Below are 25,219 nucleotides of genomic sequence, written 5' to 3'. Positions count from 1 at the left end.
GACTTACCTTCCACCAGCTAATACTGAATAGGCCTTTGGAATGTATCTTTTCATTAATAATGAAATAAATATGGCGGCAACTGTAAAGACCCATGGCGACAATAAATACGAGAAAGCAAAACCAACCGATGATTGACCTAAGATTACCACCAATAACTTCCTTATTAAATTCAGAGTTGGTTCATGGAATAAATATACAAAAAAAGTAGTATTACAAGCCAAAAGCAGATATTTATTATGCTTTAGAATATAGTTTTGCGGAACAATAATATTATAAATACTCAAGATACCAAATACACCTATAATTGTAACTAAAGTATTAATATATGTAGGGAATGTGATACTAAAATACACTTCTATACTGCTGATTATCATATATACGTAAAGAAAGATAGAATTGCTGATTTTATTAAAAAGACAGTCTCCCAACAAGAACCAAAATAAAGATAAAAATGGGAAATATGCATTAATTCCTTCAAAACAACTCAAACATAATGTACACAAAATCAGCACATATTTGTTGATATGCTTTCTTAATAAATATATAACTGGTGATATAAGTACAATAATTATTAGGTCACGAAGAAACCATAATTGAAATGCCAGCGGTGATGTCCCGTCAGGCTTTTTATAAAAAATAGAAGAGATTATCTCATAAAAAGGCTGTTCGAATAACGAAAGGATGTCATTACCTCCATTCATAAATTTATTACACCCAGGTATGAATATTAGAATAATAAAAAATAACGGAAAGAACAAACAACCTATTATGTATGGAATAAAAAGAGTTCTTATTCTTTTTTTCATTTTAATGAATATTGAACTTATTCCATTCTCAATATTCTGAAAGAAAAGGAATCCCGAAATCATATAAAAAATAGGTACAGCACACCTTCCTATTTTTCCAGAAATGCAGCTCTGCAAAACGTTATTGAACTTCATACCAAGAATCTCATGCGGATAATTATGAAATCCGGAATGAATATATAATACTAAAAACATTGAAAATAAAGATAACAACTTTATCTTGTCGCTTAAATAACGGTTTATCATACTTTATAAATTAATCTCATGTTTACGCATCAAGCCAAATATTTGTGAAACTTCTATTTCCTTTTGTTTATCCTCGATGGCGTGTTGATTATCCTACCATACAGGTTAAACATATCAAGAGCGATTTTTTTAGTTGAATACTTCTTTTCTACTAATCTTCTTCCGTTCATTCCCATTCCTTTCAATTCATCTGAAGATAAACTAAGAAAATCTGTTAATGCATTCTTAGTAGATTCACTTCCTATTTCTATCCACCAACCGCAATTTTCGGTATTAAGTTCCTCCCATGGAGTTCCTTTAGTTGTAATAACTGGAGTTCCGCTTGCAAGAGCTTCAGCTACTACAATCCCAAAGTTCTCCGAATATGTAGGTAACACAAACACATCCGCTTGTCTGAATAGTTCCCATTTCTTCTCACCATATACACCTCCACAAAAGCATACCATATCTGATATTCCTAATTCTTTTGCTTTCTTTTTTAGAGATAGTATATAATCCTCATCTCCTTCACCTGCTATATTTATGCTATATCCGATAAGTTGCCCTTTAATTGCCGATACCGCTTCCAACAGAAATTCAATACCTTTTTTTACATGAATTCTTGACAGGAATAGTATATTCTTATTCCTTTCCCAGCTTTTTTTCATCGTTATGCTGTCAATATCAATGCCGTTTGCTATAACCTCAATCTTATTATTATAACCTAACTTTAAAAGATTCTCTTTTTCACTCTCGGCAGTGGCATGAATGCAATCAGCTTTAACTACAGCTCCTTTCTGATAGAGCAGGAGAGCAGGTATTTTCCTTGTCCAGTAATGTCTTGTCATGATCCATGGCTCCAGCATACCGTGAGGAGTAAGAACCACACTATACCCTAGTTTCTGTGCCCATTTCTGTGTTATCGCACATCCGGGAGTCCAGCATCCGTTCACATGAAATACATCAGGATTAATTTCTTTCATCAGTTTGCAGAACTCTTTCTTAAACTCACCATATTTCTTTATTGTAGGCAAATTATGAATCTCGCAATTCTTTATCTCTACGGGATTTTCCGATGAATGAGTGAATATATGCAGTTCTACCAACTTTCCCAGTTCATTCCCTAACAGCTGCATATAAGCCGTTGTGCCGCCCCAATTACGTCCTATTGTAGGTATGTAGTGAATAATTCTCATAATATACTTATCGCATTTTCTACCATCTGTTCCATAGAAAGATTGTTTTTTACAAAAGCACGTGCGTTGTTTCCCATTTCAAGAAATACATTCTTCTCTGAATTGGTAATAAAGCTATAACAATCATCCACATTTTCGAATATAATCCCATTAAATCCCGGCTTAATATAACTGTATTCCACGCATTGCTTAGTTTCTTCACTCCTTACGAATGTAAATATAGGTTTCCCATATGCCATAGCCTCCACTATCGAAAGTCCTAACCATCCAGGTTGGAAATATATATCAGCCAGTGCAAACAGTTCACGTTTTATGGTAGTGTCATACACGGCCCCAAAATCATGCACATTACTGTATGGTGTAAAGTCCGGCTTATTTTTACCACTACCTATTATTACAAAACCATACTTCTTACTGTCCAGCCTCTTTATAGTTTCCACCAACAGATCCGTTCTCCTGTAGTTCGACTCAAATCTGGCACAGAAAATCAGTATTATCTCCTCCTTTATACCATATTTCTCTTTCAATTCATATATACCATCTGTTGTAACATATTCCGTCATTTCCTTTACTCCCGTAAGAGTATTGTTCAGTGCGACCATCCTTTTATTGGGAAAAATCTTTTTCCACTGCTCCAGTTCCTTCTGCATATACAGCCATACACAATCTGCCAAAGCCATTTGCCATTTCAGTTTCCAGTCCGGTTTTTTCTCCTCTGCCAGATATCGCTTCACTGAGATACCCTGTCCCCAGAGAATGATTTTCTTTCTATGGATGAACTTTGTCAGCAGCAGCAACCATGTAGTGATATGCGCAAAATGCAGCATCAGTATCAGTGTATCATATTTCTTTGATAGCAGTGTAAACGGATTATATATCAAGAATCCTTTTATCTGTTTGTTGGGAATATACGAGATCCCTGTAGTATCTATATTAAATCCCTGACTCTTGGTATTCTCAAAGGAATTGTAAACATACACATCAGAGGTGTCACATTTTTGACGCAGTAAATCAAAAAACTCCTGCCTGTAATGAGGAACTTCAGGCTGGAGTATGGCTATAGAATTTTTCTTTCTCATTATTAATATTACAAGCTGAATTCAAGTTGATCTACAGCTGGTGAAGTTACCAGTTCATGAACTTGTCGTAATTCACTCCATAATCCCGAAGATCCTTGGTCTCGCTGCATAACTGATAGAGGTCATATACCTCCTGGTAGTTTACTTTTTCTTTTGCCATAATCATTGTTGTTAAAGGTTACGGCGCAAAGATATGTTAGGCTACGATGTGCGTCAAGGCGGAAAATAGAATGGTTACGGCTTACTATTAAATTATTTATTCTTTATTAATTCTTCAAATAAACGAATCCATTGACGGCCTATTTCTTCAATAGAGAAAGTTTTGGCTTTTTGTATACACTTACTTGCCATTTTATTTCGGAATGCGTCATTTTCTATTAATCTGGATAGTTTATCTGCATATTCATTAATGTCCATTGGTGTAACTAAAATGCCGTCTGTTTCGTCTGTTATAATATCTTTTACTGATAAATAACTATCGAAAGCTATAGGTACCACACCATTTTGCATTGCTTCTACTAATACAATACCAAAACCTTCAGATGAGGAAGTCATACAAAAAATAGAGGCTTCATTATAAAAAGGTAGAGGATCCTTAAAACCATGAAAGTTTACATTCTTGATAGAATTATTTTTTACGTAATCTTTTAGTGACATTAGTTCCGTACCGTCTCCTACAATATCTAAAATCCAATCTGGATATCTTTCCCAAATCTTCTCCCATATTTTAACTAACAAATCAACTCTTTTGTGTTTGAAATCAATACGACCTACATAAAGAACTTTTTTCTTTTTAGATAAAACGGGGTTCGTTATAAATGAGACAGGATTTGGAATAGCTGTTATATTATTATATTTCCGAACATCAATAAATAGACTAAGCTCTTTTAAAAAAGATTCAGAAAGCAATACGACTCTGTTACTTATATTACATAAATTCTTGAAGTGAGGATGCATCATTAAGCAATATCCCCATTTTACCAACGGAGGCATGAATGGTATTTTAAGCAAATGGACTAAAGATTGGAGATGGTATTTTTTTAATCTGTTTCTTGAAGACAGTTCCATATTGACAACACCTCCAAGTAGACTGTTATGAATACATGAAACTAATTTGGAATCAGTTTGTCTGACGGTAGCAAGCCAAGCTGTATGTAGGGGAGAAACACCTTCCTGAAAAACAGTTATGTCTATGCTTTCACTTTGAATAAATTCCTTTAGAAATTTCAAATTTTGTTTGCTACACGCTTTTTGGGGATCAGGGAAAGTATATTGAAAAGGAGATTCTCCTTTTTCTAATCCAAGATACAAAACCTTATGTCCATTCTTACGGAAAAACTCTGAAAGCACATATGTCACTCTTTGTATGCCGCCACGTGTCGGATTAATTGATGAAGAATATAGATATAGTATATTCATACTAATTAAATTTTCATTTTATTGTTCCGCTTGTCATTAATGACAAACTGTTTTTTATTGTAATACAATCCTTCTATTGTTCCTAAATATACGAAAACCATTATAAATAAATAATGATATGTAAACACTTCGCCTGCTATAGAATATATTAAAAATATCATATAACAGCTTGCAAAAGAAGCTGATAAATTTATTATCTCTTTGTTCTTTGATTTTATTATTGAAAAAAATCTGAATATCATAAAACAATGGAACAATAAATACAATATTAAACCTATTATCCCATAGTAGTAATACATAGAAGCAATTTCTACATCAACCATGTGTTTATGTTTAGAAAGCATTGACATGAATCCATATCCTAAAATCTTATTTTCAATAGGAGCATGACTTATTTCATTATAAACATCAACAAAATTTTCACCTCTACCACTACCTTTATCATCTTGAATATTTTCAATCCTTTGAATTATACGATCTATATTTTCATTTCCTTTCATGAAATAATAAGTTCCATAAAATATTCCAGAAACTATAAATAGAAGTCCAACTAAACGATGGAATTTATAATGAGTATCTATTATTATATTAGCAAGCAATATACCACCACATACAATAATACCTGCACGCTTAAAAGCATATATACTACATAATGTTACGATTAGGATTAAAATATATTTCTTCCATGAGTGGACTCGCATTAAAAGTAATGGAAGACATTGCAACGTGAAATAATAATAATGATGTTGCGCAAGGGTATCATTTACAACTCTAAAATATTGGTATGATCTGAAGTTGTTTATAATGCCTGCAATAAAAAATAGAATAGCAAAAATATAGACTATATCATAATTATTATTTCTTCTAACATAAATATAGAAGAAAATATATATATTAACCCATAACAGAGAGTAGCAGAATAATTGAAACAGGGTACAATTAAAAAATAATCCTCCTGTATATCGTTCGTAATATAAGTAATTTGTAAAAGATATAACGGATGTAATTGTTAAAAGAATGAATATTCTATTAAGTCCGGTTTCAGAAAAGAAACTTAATTGCCCATATCTGAAAATAAATAGCAGACAGTTGATTGTAAGTAATACAGAAGCTGGGAACATTTGTCCGGAAGCATGTAGATATGCCATCCAAACTATACCTATTGCTTGAATTATCAAGAACTGGTTTATAGGTTTACTAAGTTTAAGTTGGGATATACTAAACTTCATTGAAGGCTTTTTATTAAGAAATTTATAGATTGTTCGCGTTCTTTGTTCATACGTTCTTTTATCAACTTGTAATTAATCTCATTAATATTATCCGGTTGTATACATGAATCCTTTAACAGCCTGTCCTTTAGTCCCAATTGATTTAATAAGGACAAGAATCGGTCCAGCCCTCTTTTCTCATTGGCAATACTTATAAACTGACGTTCAAAATTTATAGAGAATGCTGTGCCATGAAACGAATCTGTAATTACAAAACTCGCATTAGCTATATTTTCAAGCCATGATTCAACTCCTGGCTTGCATAGCTCTTTCCAGAATCCTCGTTCGGACAAAGATGATAGTTTTGTTTGGTTGATGTATTTTACGGGTAAATTTAACATTTTAGAATAAGCATTTATTAGCTGTTGCTTTTCCTTAGTCATATCCAAAACATAAACAGCAATATATTCTCCTTGATTAATATGAAGCTTAAATTGGTCAATATAGTATTCCTTATCAAGCAGGAGTGTAGGATCTAGTACATGTTGGGCTTTTACTCCAAATAATGTTTTACATAATTCTATTCCAGAATCTTCTCTTACAGATATGGCATCAAATTTTTGCATAAACTCTTTTACAATAGGAATTGATTCCTCTGCGTTTGGATCATCCCAGTAGTCTACTCCAAAAGATGCCGCGTAAGATATACGTTTTACATTAAAATCTTTTGTAAAATCAAGAAAATAGTTGTAATCCGCACCATAGACATGACGCATACGCCATACCTGATCGCTTCCCACAATAAAAGCATCAAATCCTTTAGAAATTAACGCATTGATTTTATCTTTTGTATCTATTATTTCTGTTTGTGGTTGTATATATTGCTTAATGAATTTGTTGAATTTCTGAATAATTAATGCATGGTACATCTGCTTAAATAGCTTATGAAGTATGCTTTGATTTTCACTGTTCCATCGGCGTCTTACAGACCATGCATCATATCCTTGTTTCTTAAGAAAAGCAAGTAATGCATATGCTTGTAATATTCCACCATAGTTACTTTTTATGGGTAGTGTTAAGATTCCTATTTTCATTATTCTATTTTTTTATATTGCTTTTACGTAATATATAGTATTAGCTGCAATCATTATATTTTCAATTATTACAATTTTTCCGGCTGAAAAACAGCCGATAAAATAAAATATCTGTTTAATTTAACATTCCGGTTTATAAAGTAAGAATCCAATTTTTTAGTGTTCCCTTTTTTAATTCTCTGAGAAGCCTGCAAAAGTAATCCCTGAATGAGATTCCAATTTTTTATAAAAGTATTTCTTATTTCTCTTCTTGAACAAGTCATAGAATACCGTATATGGAATGTTGTTGCTAATGCAGAATGAGTTGTTTGAAACTCCTTTGGATTCGCCCTCGGTCTTGTAGAGAAACTACAGTCTTTCAAAATCTTTTTCACTAAACATAATCTTTCGAGTTTTATGTTTTGCACGAAGGTATTGGAAAGAACCATGCTAGTCAATAAATTAATTTTGGATAGTTACTGAAAGTAGGAAACGAAAAACTACAAGCTCAAATTTCATATATACTATGTCTTTACTTACCTAACATCTTTTTAATCGTTTTAATTCCATTCTCGCCAAATGTCTCCCTTACTACATTTTTTAATATACCTTCCGTCGATTGATTCACATTTAATATCATACGAATAGCCTCGCTTTCATCATTGTTATCTACAAATACCTCAAATAACATAGGTCTATCAGTAACATGGGGGGTAAGGAAACGCTCTACATTCTTTATATATTCTTCTTTATCATTTGCCGAAAGGTATTCATAACCTAAATCTTCCGCATAGTGTTTTACTAGTTTGTGTGATTTGTTGCCATAATGACCACCTGCAGCAATAAACTTATCGGCTTCATCTCCAAAAACAGCACCAGGGTGCATATAATTCCGGAACTCAGTTCCCTTTCCGTTATTAACCAATAAGATACGAATATTTCTACCCACATGCCGATTACCTATGACATTCATGTCGTAGAAAAAAGCTAAATCACCAGCTACGCAAAAATAAAGTTTATCAGGATAAGCTAATGAGGCGCCAATAAACGATGAAATATAGCCATCAATACCAAAACCACCTGTGTTAGCATAACCATAGACGGATTCAGGAATGTCGAAGAAGTTCCATGTACGAAGTGAGTTCAGTATACCGAGGAAAAGTACACTATCTTCCGGCAAGCGATGCGCAGTTTGTTGGGCTATCCAAACGTTGGAAAAAGGAAGTATGTCAGGCACATTTGCCCAAGTGTTTTGCAACTTGTTCCAACATGTATCGAGATATGAATGCATTGGAGCTGAGACGGTACCAATATAATGCTCAAAAAACACCTGTTCTCCCATTTCGAAAATGTAACTCAACTTTCGATAATGATCTCTCAATTCTCCATCGGGGTTGACGCGCCATACAGACTTTGGACGCAAGGGGATGTATGCACCGGACACTTCGCCTATATGGATCAGTAAATCCACCTCTTTCAAAGTACAGTAATCTTTTTCCTGCAACGTAAGCAACAAAATCGGCACTCGGTACTTTCCTTTATATCCACTAGTATGGTCTACAAACACAACAGCATCATGAGCTGCACAAAAATCATCTAGAACAGTTGTCTCAGCTTCTGTAAATTTCCGGTGGGCACCAATAAAAACTGCAATGCGTCCTTTGGGTAATTCAGGAAATATGTCTCCCGGAATTATACGATTAATCATGCGTGCCTTGGGCAATTCTTTTACTGAATAGTCTCGACTATAGGTTGTTTCCACATTAAGATGTACAGGTCCTCCTCCGCGATGACGTAACTCCAATAAAGCACGGTTTATCTTTACGGTGTTACTCCACGCTTCATCATCGCTATCTGTTACAGGTATATGCTCGCTCAGTAAAGCTATATCGTTCTGTATTGAACGACGGTCAATAACCTGAGCTATGTGATGCCCAATGCGGTTTATTGGCTGCGTGCTGGTGACTGCCAATATAGGCAATTTACGATAATAGGCTTCTGTCAAACCTGGTATATAATTGCGTGAGGCAGTAGCACCTGTACAGCTCAACATGACAGGCTCTCCACTTTCAGCAGCCATACCACAAGCTATATAAGCTGCACTACGCTCGTCTACTGATGAATAGCACTCAAACCAGGAATCTTGCTGTAAACTCGCTACAAGCGATAAATTTGTAGCCCCTGGCGATAATACACATTTTTTTACCTTATGTTGCTTTAATAAAGATATTAAAATCTGCAAGCTACGCTCGCTAGTGTAGTATTTCCCTTCCATAAAATTATACTATTTAATTATGTATCTAAACAAAAAATATTTTAATATATTCTTCTTCCCTTGTATTTTTCGTAAAGAAACAGATTCATGAACAAGTCTATCATATTTACCTTCTATTTTCCAATTAATTGCTCGAAAAGAAGGATGGTCACATAGATATTCTAAACAAAAAGCTAACCCTTCTTGAGGCTTTACAAACGTATGTACATCAATAAACCGATTTATCTTTGTATTATCAAAGCTGCGATTAAACAAACGGTCGTATTTAACTTGATATTTACCCCAACTATAGTTAAGGTTCAGCGCTTTTTCTGTCATGAAAATTCGGGGAGCATCTACCAGTTTTTTTTCTAATACTTTTTGATAAAGTGAAAGCACGTCATTCCAATTAATTGAATAGGGGCAAGTGATGTGAAAGGCCTCTCCCTTTGCTTCTTCACGGCCGATAAGAGCAACCATACCCCTGGCTACATCTAACCCATAAGTCAATGTTGTTTCATGTGATGCAATATCTTCCGAAAAAACAATAGAACGTCCGTGCAAAGCTCGATATAACCATTGCTCTTTTTCCAGCACACCCAATTGAAGACGGTTTTCACTATAGGTAATATAAGGGCGTATAATAGTCCAATTTTTATAGCCTGAATCACGTAACAAATTTTCCTGACGAGCTTTTGCTAATGCATACTCATCCATTGATAAATATTCATGGTCTTGCACAACATCTAATAAGCGAGGAGAATCTTCTGTTATTGGAGTATCCGAATTGGCATACACACGTGAAGAACTTAAATATATGTACTGGTCACAAGAAGACAATAATAATTGATACCGTTCCTTAAATTCATCCGTGTGGTAATTCATAAAGTCAACAATCACATCATATCTTTCTTTCAAAATCTGAGAAAGAAAGGTCATTTCATGAGCATTTCCCTGTACATAAGTCAAATTATCTTTCCCTATTTGTTTCCGACGACTACTAACAGTAAGCTGGTTATCACTATTCTTAGACAATAAGTCTACTAAATGTAACCCCATAGCTCCTGTTCCTCCTAAAATTAAAATTCTCATTGGATTTTATCTATTTGTAACAAATAATTTTATTCAATTTAGTCTTCTAAAACATAAAATAGTAATCTTTTTTGGTTATATTAATCTAGTCTTTACATGACGAAAAGATTCACATAAACTATCATTTACGAACTATTTTATATAATATTTTTGTTAAGGCATTAACAAACAAGGCTCGTTCACTACGATTTAATCCGAACAGGTATATCATAATTCCGGTAAAAACTATCACCGTAAATACTACTGTCACGAAATGGACAAAAGGATGTGATATGGGCAGTTGAATCCACCAAGCAAATACCCCCGACAATGTAGCTACCACTGCTGTATTACCCAGTACATCTATACAATAACGCTTGACTGGCAACTGATAGGCTTTACCAGATAAATAGATGCGTGACCACATAATACCAACCTCTATCACTATAGAAACTATATAAACGCTTTCTGGGGCATAGTCCATCCGAAGAGCTAAGTACGATAAGAGTACGTTACCTACATTCAATACAACTAATACAAATTCGTACACACGTATATTCCCCTCTGCCAACAAACCTGTCATCAACGGTTGTACCAGACAATCCATTAAACAGAACACCATCAGCAACTGAATGAAGAGTGCCGTATGCTCAGGAACTGAAACAAGCCAGAATCCAAGTGCATAATCAATATTTTTCATCAAAGGAAGTCCTAACAGTAACATCAAATAAAATGAAAAGCGTGAACTTCTGAATATAAGACGGTGCATCTCATCCAACTTACCTGAAGAAAATAACTTTGTTATCTGAGGATTGACGGCTTGCATGAAGTTTGAAACAAATATAGTGACCGCATGGGTTACTTGAGAAGTGATACCTCTCGCCGCATTCACTACTGGACCACAAAAAATGTTTAGCAAGATATTTACACCGTGTTCTTTTAATACGAAAGAACCGTTTCCTAGAAATGCCCATCCTGAAAAAACAAACATTTTAGATAAGAGTTGTTTGTCAAATCCCAGAACAAAACGACATTCCATGTAATGGCGTTTACAATAAATGGCATAGACACTGCGAACAATCAATGAAACAAGCACCATACAAAGTGCATAGAGCAATAATTTGTCGGTTGAAGAGACCAATAATAAATAAGCCATTAACAACCTCAAAACAGCTTCTACAATACTAATGTATGCAAACGCTTTCATTTGCTCATGGGCAATAATTAATGCGTTATATGGGACACTGAGCAAATTAATAAAAAATGCTATAGCAGAAAACAGCATTACGTAAAGCGCAACGTCTAAACGTTCGGAAGGAATTACCATTTTATTCTCAATAAACCATACGCCAAAAGTACCTATCAGCAAACAGATAATCAATCCCATAACTATCTGTATAATAAGCGATGAAGAGAATATACATTGTAATCTTTTAACAGTAACATCAGGTTGCCCCATTTCATAGGTAATAAATCTGCTTATGGCTATAGACAAAGCGCCTGAAAGAATATTAAACATGGAAACAAAACCACCCACGACATTGTATATACCATAATCTTCTTCACCCAATGCGGCAAGTACTACACGAACAGTATAGAGACTTACCAACATCAACAATATCTGACGAAAATACAGGAATATTGTATTTTTCGCTATCCTCTTGTTATTATCTGAAGTAGAGTCCATTATTTTTTCTTTTCTTCTACTTGAGCTGCTTGGCATCTCAATCTTTCCCTTTAATAATTTATTACCTTTTTAAACAGGTAAACATATACAGAATCATCACAACCTCCTGCTTTCGGATTTCTACCCGTGTCGTAATTTTTATTACTCATTAAACGTTCTACTTCTTTGGCTATTTCAGTATTGTCGCATTTGCAAGCAAAGATTCTGTTGCCTTCTATCTGGAAGTCATTGTCAGTATGTTCTTTCATTCTACGTTCTATATCGTTGGTTATACCACAATATAAATTGCCTCTATCCAGATTTGAATCTCTACCGGTTAATACTTCTGATAAACCTATTGTGTTCATATAATCAGCTATCCCATCAGCAGATTTTCCTTCCATGTCAACTAAATTAACATGAAAATCTGAACCACTTTTCCTTTCCATTAAATTCGTATTTTGTGTTATCATCTCTTTGCTTGACTTTTTTCCCTTCTAGGCACGCTTCGCGGCTACCTCCCACATCTTCCCATCCCTGAAAAGCTGCGCTAGATAGTCCGCATTAATCCTTAAATCGTCACAAAAGTAAGCCTTAATAACGATAATTCAAATTAATTCGGAGATTTTTATGCTTTTCAGTATTGAATTTAACGGTGTATACCGCATTCATGTGAATAAACAATAAAAAAATCCGCAAGCCCTCGCCTTATTTGTGGGAAAACTTGCGGATTCCAATCAAAAGAGGGGAGGGGCTATCTCCGGACTGGGGAGTCCATGTAGCCCTCGGCCTTTACATCGAAGCAGGGACATTCCTTTATCCATTCACTGTGTGAAGCGATGGAAAGGACAATAAACCTGTTTTACATGCTCCTTGAAAACTATTTGATAAACAAAAGCGACATACGGCATATACGGCATGCCGGTAAAAGGCTCTCCAAACTTATAGACAAATAGACAAGACGCACAAGCAGGATTAGAGAGGAAACGATATTTTCTCATTAAAACAATAGGGCTTGGAATTTTCCAAGCCCTATTGTTTATATATATTTGAGGGAATTGAATGAGCCCCTCTTATTTATTTCTTACTGTCTGCCTCCCCATAACCATAGCCATAGCCATAACCTCTGCCATAGCCATACTTGCGGCCGTAGCCATAGCCATAGCTGTGCTTGCGCTGAGACATATCTATACCGTTAAGGACAGTGGCTAGTTTAGGGAACTTCTTGTCTGCTTTCAATACATTGATATATTCAAATCCCGATTTAGGGGTGAAGTCGGCACGGCATACGTATACAAGGATGTCTGCCACACGGCCTATAATTGCCGAATCCGGTACCATACCGATAGGGGCGGTATCGAGTATAACGTAGTCATATTTCTCGCATAGCTGTGAAATAGCGGAATCAAGTATATCACGTGTTACAAGCTCGGTAGGATTGGGGGGTACAGGTCCACCAGGGAGGATGTCCAGATTTGGACTTACATCTGAGTGCTGGATCATATCCATAAGTTTGACTTCTTCAGGATTGCTCAGGTAGTTGGTGATACCGTATACACGGGCACTAAGGTTGAAGACTCTGTTCAGTCCGGGTTTGCGTATGTCCATACCTACTATAACTACTTTTTTACCTAAGAATGCAAGACTTGTAGCCAGATTACCTGCTACAAAAGATTTTCCTTCACCGGGCTGTGTGGAAGATACCATTATTACTTTCTGGCCTTTTTCAAGCATAAAGAGGAGGTTTGTACGTAATCCACGGAACACCTCTTCCATCATGTTGTTATGGTTCTCACGTACTACTATGGCCCCCTTACTCGGGACTGATGTCTTTGGTATTTCTGCCAATATACCGACATCTGTGATTCGTTCTATATCGGTACGGTCTTCTATCTTATATTTCAACAGCTCACGCAGATAGATGAATGATACAGGAAGTCCCAAACCCAGTACAAGTGCTGCAAGGGCTATAATAGCTTTCTTAGGTGATACCGGTTCACGTGAAGGTAACGGGTTTTCAACAATACGGCCATTATTGGCTGTAGCAGCCAGAGTAATGGCATTTTCTTCACGTTTCTGAAGAAGGATAGTGTAGAGCTGTGCCTTTATCTCCTGCTGGCGTGATATATTGAGGAATTCCTTTTCGTATTGAGGTGCATTGCTGATTCGTGACTCCAAGCGATTAGCTTTACGGTCAAGGTCTGCCTTGGTTATCTTCAATCCTTCGAGAACACTTTCCACACTAGTCTGGACACTTGTACGCATAGCTTCAATTCCAGTATTGAGATTGATTACAGCAGGATTACTTTCTGATGATGTGCGGAGCAGTCTCTTGCGCTCAATAAGCATGGTATTATACTGGGATATAACTGATGTCAGTCCCTGATCTTCCAGTCCTACATTGGCAGGAATAACTTCGTTGGCATTGGCAGGATTGTTGATATAGCTCTTCAGGAATTCCACAAGGTTTATCTGTGTGGAGTTCTGAATGCGCTGCTGCTCGTATCTTGTGTTTTCTTCAAGAACAAGCTGAGCGTCTGTCTTCACATCGGTCACTCCGGCACGCTGCTTGAACTCTGCCATTTCTGTTTCTGTACTTCCCAGTTCCTTATTTATTATCGCCAGACGTTCATCAATAAACTCTGCAGTCTTGCTTGCCACCTGGTTTTTCTCATCGTTGGCGTCATTATTATATTGGCGGATAAGGTTATTGATATAGTCTATTCCCAAAAGTGTATTGCCGGTCTGTAATGTAATGGCGGCTATTGTCGTGGTTTTGGAAGTAGGATCTACAGTAAGATTCTTTGAATATGACTGTGCCGCAACTAATGGTTTTACAATAACAGAACGAAGATGTACATCTTCCGAATTATCTTCTTCCTCTTCAATATAAGTTTCATTCTTGCTAATGGTAATGACACCTACAGGAGTAGTAAGTACTGCAGGGAGAGTAGAGAAACTCTGCTCTTCTATTTTGTATTCCTCGTCAATTATATTATATTTTCCTTTTACAGACAATTGTCCTGATACTGTGTATTTTATATCAAGACTGACACTCCCTTTAAGCTTCTCCGCCTCAAGAGGATTCATATATACATTCAACGGGGTATTCTTATTATAAAGTGGCATATCATAACCGAATGTACGGCAGAGGTATGTACTGATATAGAGTCCCATATCTGTAACCACCTTTTGGGCAAGTGTAACTGATTTCAGAATTTCAACCTCATTGTCGAAATTGCTTGTCATGGAGAAACCGCCCATGTCCTGAAGTGCCATAAGGGCACTACCAGCCGATTGGGAACGTGAGTCTGTCTCCTTTATTAATACTTTAGAATCAACAGTATATACTGGTGTGGAATAACGCAGATATATAAATGCGAAAACCATACAGAAAATTACACTGATGATGAACCACGGCCAATAGACCAGATACTTGAACACTATCTCATAAATGTTAAAAGGCTTTTCCTGAGCCTCTTCCATTTCATTGAAAATCTCTTTTTCCACGTTATTTAATTAATTAATAATTAACAATTAATCTCTTATCTCAGAATATTTACTAATAAGCTGGCTATAGATACCATAATGGATGTAGCGGATATCCATGTGGTTGTAGTGGTACCTATATCTGAGCTCTTTGCCTTTGTTGAGTTTGGAGTGACATAAATGATGTCATTCTGTCTGAGATAGAAATAAGGGGAGAGGACAAGGTCGCTCTTTGTCAGATCAAGCTCCTTAATTTCACGTTTGCCATCGGCATCCTCACGTATGAGCTTCACGTTGGTACGAACTCCGTAGACAGTCATATCGCCAGCCATGGCAAGGGCTTCAAGTATATTTACCTTTTCATTGTTTACATTGAATGTACCCGGACGTGCCACTTCGCCAAGAACGGATATCTTGTAGTTTGCCATACGTACAGTCACTATCGGTGTCTCCTTTAGATAAGGCATAAGCTTGCCTCGTATAAGATCCTCAGCTTCGTTCTTGGTCAGACCTCCCACCTTAAGACGTCCTACTACCGGAAAATCTATTTCCCCTTCGTTGTTTACCAGATATTGCTGAAGCATAGGGGTAGCCGTAGTACGCAGATTCTGAGCCAGAGAAGAAGTAAGTTCTGTCTGAACCGTCAGATTAAAAGGTGCTGCAGCCAGAGGGTCTGTGGTATTTACAGTAATACTGAGAAGATCCTTGGGCATTATCTTTGCATCGTACAATGGAATTACCTTTCCGTAGTTGTTTACAGTCTCTATATCCTGCATATAAGGTACATTCTTATATGAGGAGCAGCTGCCCAGAAACATGGCAGCAAATAATGATATAGCTATATATTTCTTCATAATAATTGAATTTCATTGCAAAATTAGGACATTTGAAAAATATTAGCAAACATTTTAATGTAAATCATAAATAAAAATGGAGACTATTCCCGTTTATACTGAGATAGTCTCCGTTTTCGATATACGGTCAAATGTCATTTAATAATCTGAATCTGTTTTAATACAGATATTTTGTATTTCTCATATCTCCGGTTTCCTCGAAAGCCAGATGCATACGGAATGCATTCTTCAGGTCGAACGGAGTATGGCATGCTTTCTTATCCGACAGTTTCAGATAGTCCCACAACAATTGCCTGTAGTCGGGATGTACACAGTTCTCAATAATGCATTGCGCCCGCTGATATGGAGACTTACCTCTGAGGTCTGCCACTCCCTGTTCTGTCACCAGGATTCTCACGTCGTGTTCAGTACTGTCTACATGGGCCACTTGCGGCACTATGGAGGATATAAGTCCGTTCTTTGCCGTAGAAGGTGTCGTGAAGATTGACAGATAGGCATTTCTTGAGAAATCGGCTGATCCGCCAATACCGTTCATTATTTTGCTTCCCAGCACATGAGTACTGTTTATATTACCGAACAAATCGGCCTCCAAGGCCGTGTTAATGGCAATCACTCCCAGTCGTCTGATTATTTCAGGATGATTTGTTATTTCCTGAGGACGCAATAATATCCTTTCCCTGAAAAAGTCCGGATTATTATATATCGTATCCAGACGATCCTCGGAAAGAGTAAGTGAACTTCCTGTGGCAAACCTGATGATGCCTTTTTCCATCAGATCGATTACAGAATTCTGGATAACCTCAGTATACATGGAGAATGGCGGAATATTCTCACCGGTGCCCAATGCTCCCAACACGGCATTGGCTATATTCCCTACACCCGACTGGACAGGAAGAAACTCCTTTGGAATACCGCCGTTTTTCCATTCACCAATCAAGAAGTCCGCTACATTGCAGCCTATCTGTCGGGTAGTTTCATTCAATGGTGTAAAGGGAGCGATATTGTCTCTTCCGTTGGTCTCAACAACTGCCACAATCTTTTTAGGGTCAGTTTTTAAGGTAGAAACACCGATACGGTCGTTCACGTGATATATCGGTATCTCTTTTCTGTATGGAGGGGTAGAAGGTATATAGATGTCATGCATCCCGTTCAGCTTTCCATAATGGGCAGAGTTCAATTCTATAATCACCCTGTCTGCCTGCTGTACCAGCGTAGGAGAAATGCCCACCGAGGTGGTTAAAGTAATTTCACCGCTGTCTGTAATTTCAGAAGCTTCAACAATGGCTATGTCTATTTTAGGTAGAAATCCGTATCTGACATCCTGACCTATATGAGAAAGATGCAAATCAAAATAGGCCGTATTCTTTTCATTGATAGAATTTCTCATATCCTTGTTCGACTGGAAAGGAGTACGGAACAAGACCGCATTTTCCTTTGCCAATGCTCCATCAACCGTATCGCCAGTAGCTCCACCTGTAATCAGGCCTACCTTGAATTCCCTGCCGAGCTCATGCTCCGATTTAGCGCGTTCTGCCAATGCTGCCGGAACTGCCTTAGGAGTTCCTACAGATGAAAATCCTCCTATACCTATTACGTCATTGTTTTTTATCATACATGCAGCTTCCTGAGCTGTCATAATGTTATAATTCATATTTTATCCCCCCCACAAATTTAAGATTATTCAAATATAACAAATACTTTTTACGTTTTATATATAAAAAGGAGCATCATTTCAGATGCTCCTTCATATTTAGATGAATATTTTTAATTCTTGGCTTTAAACTGATTAATGAGGTCTTTCCCGAAAAGAATCCAGCCGCAGGCACCCACACCTGCCAGAAATACGAGTCCTATCAGAATCATCGGCTTTGAAGGTTTAGAGGCTCTGAGAGGCACTGTTGCGGCTTCCACTACTGTGAATACAGGAGTGTCTTCCTGCACCTTTGCTTTTGCCACTTGAAGCTGCTGTGCTGTCTGGTTATATACATTGAAGGCAAGCTCCATTTCGTTTCTCAATCTCTCCTGTTGGGTCTGGGCGCTGCGTAAAGATACATTCTGGTTCCTGTCCATATATGCAGCATATTCCTGCTGGGCCTTATGGTATGTTTCCATGTTTTCCTCATACAGTTTTTGGGTGAATTCCAAGTCCTTGCGTGCCTTGTTCGTTCTGTAGGTTGTAATATATTCCTGCAGTTTCTCCATTACTTCGTTTGTAACTGTAGCGGCTATCAGAGGATCCTGCATGGTGGTAGTTATACTGATTACAAAAGTTTTCTTGTCTACTGACACAGAGATTCTTTTACCGAGTGCACTAATAATGCCACTCTGGTCCTGAGTAAGTCTGAATGAATCAACACTAGAATCTTCTCCTTCTTTTTCTTCATCCTCGTCCTTTATGGTCTTTATCACCCAACCAAGAGCCTGAAAAGGAGCGGCAGTAATATATCCCCACCACGGCTGTTTCTGATGTTCCTTAAGATATGCATAAAGGGTAGTATCCAATTCTCCATCCTTGTCCTTCACCTTGACGTCAAACATCTCAATAGAGAATGGTACGGATTTTACAATATCGGGATAAAGTTCAGGGGAGAGAGCATCACTCGACGAAGAGGAACCAAGGTTTATCCCTGCCATTCCTGCAAGGGCAGAAAGACCTCCACTGACGGATTTACCTCCTGTTCTTTCTGGAGCAAGTGTGACTGAAGCCGAATATTCTTTAGGTATACTGAATCCTACAACTAATCCGACCAAGGCAGCCCAACCGCAAGTTTTCAGTATAAGCTTCTTCTCAAGCCAAAGTCTCTTAGCCAATTCCAGCAGGTCTATTTCATCTTTCTGAATGATCTGTTGTTTCTGTATATTTTCCATAAGTCAGTTCGATTAATAATTAATAATTAATAACCAACGGTCAACGTAGTTAATTAGAAACTACTTGACTAGATTCGCAATTGAAGCTACCATCATGGCGAGAGAGGCTAGGGAAGTGGTATATCCCATTACATTGGCGAAATTGTTCTTCTTAATCTTGTTAGGCACCACAATCTCGCATCCGGGTTCTACCTTCTTGCTTCTTGATTTCACTTTCTCTACCTGTCCGTTCATATATATAATGAACTTCTTGCTCTTCTTGGCATTCTGCGAATATCCTCCGGCCTGGTTCAGGTAGTAACCTACATTCTTGCCGTCAAGATATGTCACTGTGTTAGGCATCATAACCGCACCGTTAATCTTAACTGTAGTTGTCATTTCAGGAACGCTGATTACGTCTCCCTCTCTTAGGACTATATCGGCACTGCTTCCCGGCTTGGCCAAAGCTGCCTCGAGATCAATTCCTACAGTAAACACACTGTCGAGTTCAAGTTTTAGAGAATCTGTAAGTTTCTCACCAAGTTCTCTTCTCATAATATCAAGAACGTCTTCCATTCTTTTCTTTTCGTCCTCGTTTGCCACACGTGTCAACTTAGCGCCCTTGGTATATCCGAATGCTGTTACACCTCCGGCACGCTCTATCAGGCTGCTCAGTCTTTCATTCTTGGTATTCATGCTGTATTCACCGGCATAGAGTACCTCGCCCTTTACTGTTACCAGTTTCTGTATTCTGTAGCCCGGACTTCTTCTTACGAATACCTGGTCGTATGGTTCAAGCACGAATCCCGGTTCGCCGTCAACAATGAAACCGTCCTTCAGACCGAAGGTAAAGTTCTGGCTCACAGTCTTGGATGCCTCGGTTCCCTTGTTGTCCTTGATACGTCTTGCCACATCAACTCTTACCAGTGAAGCGGTCTCCTTAAGTCCTCCTGCAGTAATTACAAAGTCCTCAAGAGTCATATTGTCGGCATACGGATAAGTGCCCGGCTTGTTTATTTCTCCCGAGATATATACATCACCTTCATTTTTCAGGTCGTGGATGCTTGGAATATAGAGTAGGTCGTTGTTTCTTAATTCTACATCGGCAGCAGTACCTTCCATGATGCCCTTCACATCTACAGGCAATACCTCGCTTGTAAGGTTCTCTCTCTGTCGGTAGAGCACGGCACGGTTTGTAAAGGCGTCGCCCAGAAGTCCGTCAGCCTGAGTGAGTAGCTGTTTCACTGTCTTAATCTTGTCGCCGAACTCATAGACACCTGGTCTGTATACGGCACCAACAACCTCCAGACGGTTTGAATATCTGTTTGAGATAGAGTCGGCGCTCACCACATCGCCGTCCATTACCTTGAATGATCCGAAGTTGTCTCTTTCCACCGTAGCCACAGAAAGCTGTCTGCCTTCCTGACGTACCACACGCACGCTGTTCTTATAGGCGTTCGACGCGAAGAATCCAGCATATTTCAATAGGGTAGAGATTGTCTCGTCGCCCTTCATCTCGTATTTCATAGGACGTTTCACCTTTCCTTCCACCTTCACGATAGCCTCGTATGTAGGAACGATAATCACGTCGCCTTCCTGAAGACTGATATTCGTATCTGTCTTTCCCTGAAGGATATATTCGTACACGTCGACGTTTGCCACGGTCTTGCCGTTTCTCGCCACTCTGATATCACGCAGGCTTCCCAGGTCTGTGATACCTCCGGCGTTGTAGAGAGCGTGGAATACCGAAGCGAAAGCCGACATTGTGTATGTACCGGGCACCATTACTTCACCCATTACGTTCACCCTGATGCTTCGTGTATTTCCCAGAGTCACCTGAATCTGATTACCTTCGTCGGCATATATTCTGCTAAGCTCGCTCTTCAGATATTCCCTGGCATCGGCAATGTTCATCCCGTTGAGAGAAATCATTCCCAGTCCGGGGATAGTGATACATCCGTCTGGAGAGATTTCCTGACGTATCGAGTTCTCGCTGGCGCCCCATATATCGATGATAATCTCGTCGCCCGGACCCAGGCGGTAGTCCTGAGGTGTAGCCACATTAACGTCCGGTTCGAAAGTAAGGTTCTCGTTGGTGAATATATTGCGTCCGAATACCTGGTCTTCAGGAATAATCTGTCTGATTGGGCGTCCGTACCGGTCTAATGGCATAGCAGTAGAGTCGTTCATCATGACCCCTGTATTGGCATTTCCTGCGAAATATCCCTGTTTTCTCATTCTGCTGTCAGGATTGGCGCTATTTACACCTCCTGTTCCGGAACTAATCTGTCCGGATTCATACATTCTCTTCAGTCTCAAAGCCTGTTCGCGAGTCATACCTTTGGCTGAAAGTTCCACCATAAGCTGCTGCTGGCTCTTCCCCTGCTTTGTACCTTCCTGTACATACTGAATAACCTGCGAGTCAGTCATTACCGACTGTGCCATTATAGGTAGCGCTCCTATCATAAAGAATGTAAGCGCCGCATAAATGAATTGTTTCCTCATGTAAATATTCTAATATAATGTTATTATCAGATAATTTTGATTGCAAAAGTAATTATAATACACTAGAACACAAAGTAAATGAATACTCTATTTCCCTAAAACTTACTAAGTTCGAGATGTGCATAGTCCGATTCTAGTGTCATTGTTTTACCGTCGCAACTGACAATACGGAATTTAGTTTCCTCCTGAGAATTTATTCCGTAATTATGCAGTCCCTCTACTGGGGCGTTCTCTCTGGTGTCGGCAGTCCCGCCACGAACCTTGAAATCCTTAAGCACAAGCGTATTTTCATTATCCTCATATCCAGTACGTGCAATATATGAATAAAAGCCGTTGTCACCCTTATCAGAGACCTCTGTCACCATACGTGTAATACTGTAATACAGACGATTGCATTCCACAGTCTCATCCGTGGAAAGAACAGTGTATCTCTCCAGCCTCCAGAATCCTTCTACGTCTGTACGTATAGGAGCTTTTTCACAACCGGCAAAGAGAAGTATGAATAAAATTAATATAGTTGTCAATTGTTTCATTCTTAACTATTAATTTATAATTTATAATTAACAGAAACTGTTCCTCCCACAGAGTTCCCGATATAATCTCCATTATCCACTCCCAAAGCAGCTTTAAAGCTCCAGGGTTTTAATTTAATAGGGGAGAATCTCACTTCTGCCATACCGCTGAACTGATGTTTTACTTCATCGAAAGGATTATAGTATGTACCCCAGTGACGCACGAAGGAAACCAGAAGCCTCCAGCTCCATTCATCTGCAGGTTCACCCTGCAAGCCGAAGTGATGAGCCTTCATACGGTTGCTTCGGAAAGTTATGCTATGATCATTATTATATGACGGACCTGGCAGGAGAGGTGAACCGATTCCCTGGCCGTAGTATTGCCATGCCTGGTATATGCTATGATTGAAATAATTGTCACAACCGCTCATCTGCAAGTCTCCGAAAGAACCAGCAAAACCATCATAAAGCAAAGGTCCTGTCTGATCCTTGGTAGATATGCCCTCCCAAAGTACCCGATTCACCCATCTGTTATCAGGAAGGGTTATATCCAGACCTATCTGTCCGTCCTTCCAACGGCCGTACTGCCAGAACATCTGCGACTCATCTTCAAAGTAATGGTCAAGATAAAGACGGAACTTCCAGTCACGGAAATAATAGTTCAGGGCAAAATTCCAGCTTCCAAGCATATTGCCCTCCACATTAACCTGTTCTCCCCATGTGGTATCACTGCCACCGGCAGTAGGGAAAAAGGCATTGATATAGTTGCGGAATCCGTCCGGCATATCCAATACAAGTTCACTGTTTCCATCCTCCAGTTTTCGCATCTGGTCACCACAGAACTGTGTGGCCATGTGGAGGCCGAACTCAAACTCCAACGGCATTTTTCCCTTATTTCCCAAACGGAACATCAGAGCCTTGCTGTGATACTTTATACCCTTTCCATAAAGCGTTCCGGGAGCCGCAAAATCCTCCTGCCATTTCCCGTCAAGAAAAGCCCCGTATGCAAGATGTCCTTTCAGTGCAAGCCAGTTCCCCGTGAACGACAGACTGTAGAAGTCACGTATCTCAATACGCACCTGTGGTATGGGGCGGGTATTCATACCCTCAGTCATCCAGCCTGAAGTAAGTTCCGCATTCTTTTCCAATGGCGAGCCTATTCGTTCCTTACTGCCTATACTCAGCCCCAGCATGCACCACGACACATCGAAATATGCCTGCTGCACCCAGAAATTTGAGACAGTACCGACTCCACCTGCAATATCAAGGCCCACACTGACTTTCCATTCTCTGCGGAATTCTCTGTTCCAGTCCGCGCCTGCACGCAAATAAAAGCTGTTCTTCTCCGCACTTCCCATACCATACTTATTGGTAGAAAGCCAAAGGGGAGCAAAGTCGCCCCCCGAAAAAGTAGCTTCCGACTCCACTCTGACAGAAATGCTGTCATTCGCGGCATAACCGCATAACGGAAGGAGAGGAAGTAATAATGTATATAGTTTCATGTGAGTTGTTAGTTTGCAGAATTCTTCCTTTTATTAATAACCCTGTTAAACCACATATTAAGTAATGTCCAAACCACAATATCTATCACAAACACCAAAGTATTGTCAAGATGCTTCACGGCAATGAAAGAGAATGCGCAGAAACATGCCGACATAATCTGGATAGTGATGAGGGCACGGCGGGGAGTGAATCCCATATCCAGGAACTTATGATGAATATGATTCTTATCCGGCATAAATAAAGCATTACCTGTTCGTGCACGTTTCAGAACCACTCTGATTACATCAAGACACGGAACCAGAAGAACGCTGAATGCCACAACAACAGGAGCGCCATACGCCTGCATATCCTCACCGGGAACATACATACAATATTTGATTACAAAGAAACTGATGATATAACCAAGTGTAAGACTGCCCGTATCTCCCATAAATATCTTGCGCCCTTTGTCGGCATTACCGAACACATTATATGCAAAGAACGGAATAATCACTCCCACACAAATAAATGCCAGAATTGCAAAATTCCACAGCTGATAATGCATGAATATAGTTCCGAAAATGACCAGAGCCACCATACTGAGTCCTGAGGCAAGACCGTCGATACCGTCGATAAGGTTAATGGCATTGGTGATGAACACCACAAGCAACACAGTAAACGGCATACCTATCCATACAGGAATGTCGCTGATTCCGAACACCCCGTAGAAATTATTGATGTACAGACCCGCTATGGGAAATAACGATGCGGAAATAATCTGGACAAGAAATTTCTTACGATAACGCACACCGACAAGGTCATCACCTATACCTATAATATACAATAGCGTCAGTCCCGCAATAAGAAAAAGGAACTCGCATGCCATTTTTGCGGTGAATACCTCATACTCTATTTCATTCAGCATCACCCTCAGTGCAGTCACCGTAGCAAAGGTAAACACTATTACAGGGAAAAATGTCACTCCTCCCAGACGGGGGATTGGACGGTTATGAACTTTTCGTGCGTCAGGCACGTCGAACAGTCTTTTACGCAAAGAAATAATAAGAATGTTAGGAATAATAATCCTCCCCAGGATTATTGCCGCCAAAAAGGCTCCTATTAAAATATAAACATTCGCCATAAAAATAAATCGTTAAATCCTTTTGTTCTTCATTCTTGCCAAGGCAAGTGATTGCAAAATTATGATATTTAAATGATGAAGCCAAATATTTTCAGCCCAATTAATCATCAAAACATGTTTTTATCAATATGAGAAGCTGTCATTTTGTATAATAGTAAATTATCACCTCTTTTTTCTTTTACCTTTAAACGACTCATCCATTTCACTGAACTCATAATCCGCCAGCACTATCTGACGGCGCAGTTCAAGAAATTCGTCATAGCGCAAGCGTCCCTCACTGAAACGGTTACTCACAATTGTTCTGAAAATCTCCACATACATTGCCATTTCGGCAACAGAAATTTTTTTTGCTCATGATTTTAAGGTATAAAATATGTTACTAAAATTCCCC

General features: G+C 38.6%; 19 protein-coding genes. All 19 read right to left on the bottom strand.

What is annotated here, in order from left to right:
- Nucleotides 1-3: 3 nt before the first annotated feature.
- On the bottom strand, nucleotides 4-1,002 hold the full coding sequence (locus Q0486_RS07075; RefSeq protein ID WP_299231824.1) for an acyltransferase family protein: 999 nt from the start codon (nucleotides 1,000-1,002) through the stop codon (nucleotides 4-6).
- 104 nt (nucleotides 1,003-1,106) lie between these two features.
- The gene (locus tag Q0486_RS07070; protein ID WP_299231550.1) at nucleotides 1,107-2,228 is read right to left on the bottom strand and encodes a glycosyltransferase; all 1,122 of its coding nucleotides are present in this window, start codon (nucleotides 2,226-2,228) and stop codon (nucleotides 1,107-1,109) included.
- A complete protein-coding gene (locus tag Q0486_RS07065) occupies nucleotides 2,225-3,307 on the bottom strand; it encodes a glycosyltransferase (RefSeq protein WP_299231549.1) in 1,083 nt (360 codons plus the stop codon). Before Q0486_RS07065 ends, Q0486_RS07070 begins: the two co-directional genes overlap by 4 nt.
- Before the next feature lie 252 nt (nucleotides 3,308-3,559).
- Nucleotides 3,560-4,726, bottom strand: a complete 1,167-nt coding sequence (locus Q0486_RS07060) for a glycosyltransferase (protein WP_299231547.1) — start codon at nucleotides 4,724-4,726, stop codon at nucleotides 3,560-3,562.
- A gap of 5 nt (nucleotides 4,727-4,731) precedes the next feature.
- Entirely contained in the window at nucleotides 4,732-5,955 is a 1,224-nt protein-coding gene (locus tag Q0486_RS07055) for an O-antigen ligase family protein (RefSeq protein WP_299231545.1), read from the bottom strand.
- Nucleotides 5,952-7,028, bottom strand: coding sequence for a polysaccharide pyruvyl transferase family protein (locus tag Q0486_RS07050; protein ID WP_299231543.1), 1,077 nt, complete (start codon nucleotides 7,026-7,028; stop codon nucleotides 5,952-5,954). Before Q0486_RS07050 ends, Q0486_RS07055 begins: the two co-directional genes overlap by 4 nt.
- A gap of 511 nt (nucleotides 7,029-7,539) precedes the next feature.
- The gene (locus Q0486_RS07045; RefSeq protein ID WP_299231541.1) at nucleotides 7,540-9,282 is read right to left on the bottom strand and encodes a thiamine pyrophosphate-binding protein; all 1,743 of its coding nucleotides are present in this window, start codon (nucleotides 9,280-9,282) and stop codon (nucleotides 7,540-7,542) included.
- Between the two features lie 9 nt (nucleotides 9,283-9,291).
- On the bottom strand, nucleotides 9,292-10,353 hold the full coding sequence (locus Q0486_RS07040) for an NAD-dependent epimerase/dehydratase family protein (RefSeq protein WP_299231539.1): 1,062 nt from the start codon (nucleotides 10,351-10,353) through the stop codon (nucleotides 9,292-9,294).
- Between the two features lie 121 nt (nucleotides 10,354-10,474).
- Complete coding sequence (locus Q0486_RS07035; protein ID WP_299231537.1) at nucleotides 10,475-12,019, bottom strand: oligosaccharide flippase family protein; 1,545 nt, start codon at nucleotides 12,017-12,019, stop codon at nucleotides 10,475-10,477.
- 50 nt (nucleotides 12,020-12,069) lie between these two features.
- Nucleotides 12,070-12,447 carry a GIY-YIG nuclease family protein gene (locus Q0486_RS07030; RefSeq protein WP_299231535.1) on the bottom strand — a complete coding sequence of 126 codons (378 nt, stop codon included), beginning with the start codon at nucleotides 12,445-12,447 and terminating at the stop codon, nucleotides 12,070-12,072.
- Between the two features lie 628 nt (nucleotides 12,448-13,075).
- On the bottom strand, nucleotides 13,076-15,484 hold the full coding sequence (locus Q0486_RS07025) for a tyrosine-protein kinase (protein ID WP_299231822.1): 2,409 nt from the start codon (nucleotides 15,482-15,484) through the stop codon (nucleotides 13,076-13,078).
- Between the two features lie 59 nt (nucleotides 15,485-15,543).
- Nucleotides 15,544-16,341, bottom strand: a complete 798-nt coding sequence (locus Q0486_RS07020) for a polysaccharide biosynthesis/export family protein (protein ID WP_299231533.1) — start codon at nucleotides 16,339-16,341, stop codon at nucleotides 15,544-15,546.
- Nucleotides 16,342-16,498: 157 nt separating this feature from the next.
- Nucleotides 16,499-17,992: a succinate CoA transferase gene (locus Q0486_RS07015; RefSeq protein ID WP_299231531.1), complete on the bottom strand. Its 1,494-nt coding sequence runs from the start codon at nucleotides 17,990-17,992 to the stop codon at nucleotides 16,499-16,501.
- Between the two features lie 113 nt (nucleotides 17,993-18,105).
- A complete protein-coding gene (locus Q0486_RS07010) occupies nucleotides 18,106-19,209 on the bottom strand; it encodes a Wzz/FepE/Etk N-terminal domain-containing protein (protein ID WP_299231529.1) in 1,104 nt (367 codons plus the stop codon).
- Between the two features lie 60 nt (nucleotides 19,210-19,269).
- Nucleotides 19,270-21,693 carry an SLBB domain-containing protein gene (locus Q0486_RS07005; protein WP_299231527.1) on the bottom strand — a complete coding sequence of 808 codons (2,424 nt, stop codon included), beginning with the start codon at nucleotides 21,691-21,693 and terminating at the stop codon, nucleotides 19,270-19,272.
- A 95-nt stretch (nucleotides 21,694-21,788) separates the two neighbouring features.
- A complete protein-coding gene (locus tag Q0486_RS07000; protein WP_299231525.1) occupies nucleotides 21,789-22,226 on the bottom strand; it encodes a lipocalin-like domain-containing protein in 438 nt (145 codons plus the stop codon).
- Nucleotides 22,227-22,240: 14 nt separating this feature from the next.
- Entirely contained in the window at nucleotides 22,241-23,707 is a 1,467-nt protein-coding gene (locus Q0486_RS06995) for a capsule assembly Wzi family protein (protein ID WP_299231524.1), read from the bottom strand.
- An 8-nt stretch (nucleotides 23,708-23,715) separates the two neighbouring features.
- A complete protein-coding gene (locus Q0486_RS06990; protein ID WP_299231522.1) occupies nucleotides 23,716-24,828 on the bottom strand; it encodes an MraY family glycosyltransferase in 1,113 nt (370 codons plus the stop codon).
- Between the two features lie 162 nt (nucleotides 24,829-24,990).
- On the bottom strand, nucleotides 24,991-25,155 hold the full coding sequence (locus Q0486_RS06985; protein WP_299231520.1) for a hypothetical protein: 165 nt from the start codon (nucleotides 25,153-25,155) through the stop codon (nucleotides 24,991-24,993).
- Nucleotides 25,156-25,219 lie beyond the last annotated feature (64 nt).

Origin of the sequence: uncultured Bacteroides sp. (assembly GCF_937912035.1) — a bacterium.
In the GTDB taxonomy this organism is placed as follows: Bacteria; Bacteroidota; Bacteroidia; order Bacteroidales; family Bacteroidaceae; genus Phocaeicola.
The sequence above is the reverse complement of the archived record's forward strand: the minus strand, read 5'-3'. Positions and strand labels throughout refer to the sequence as shown.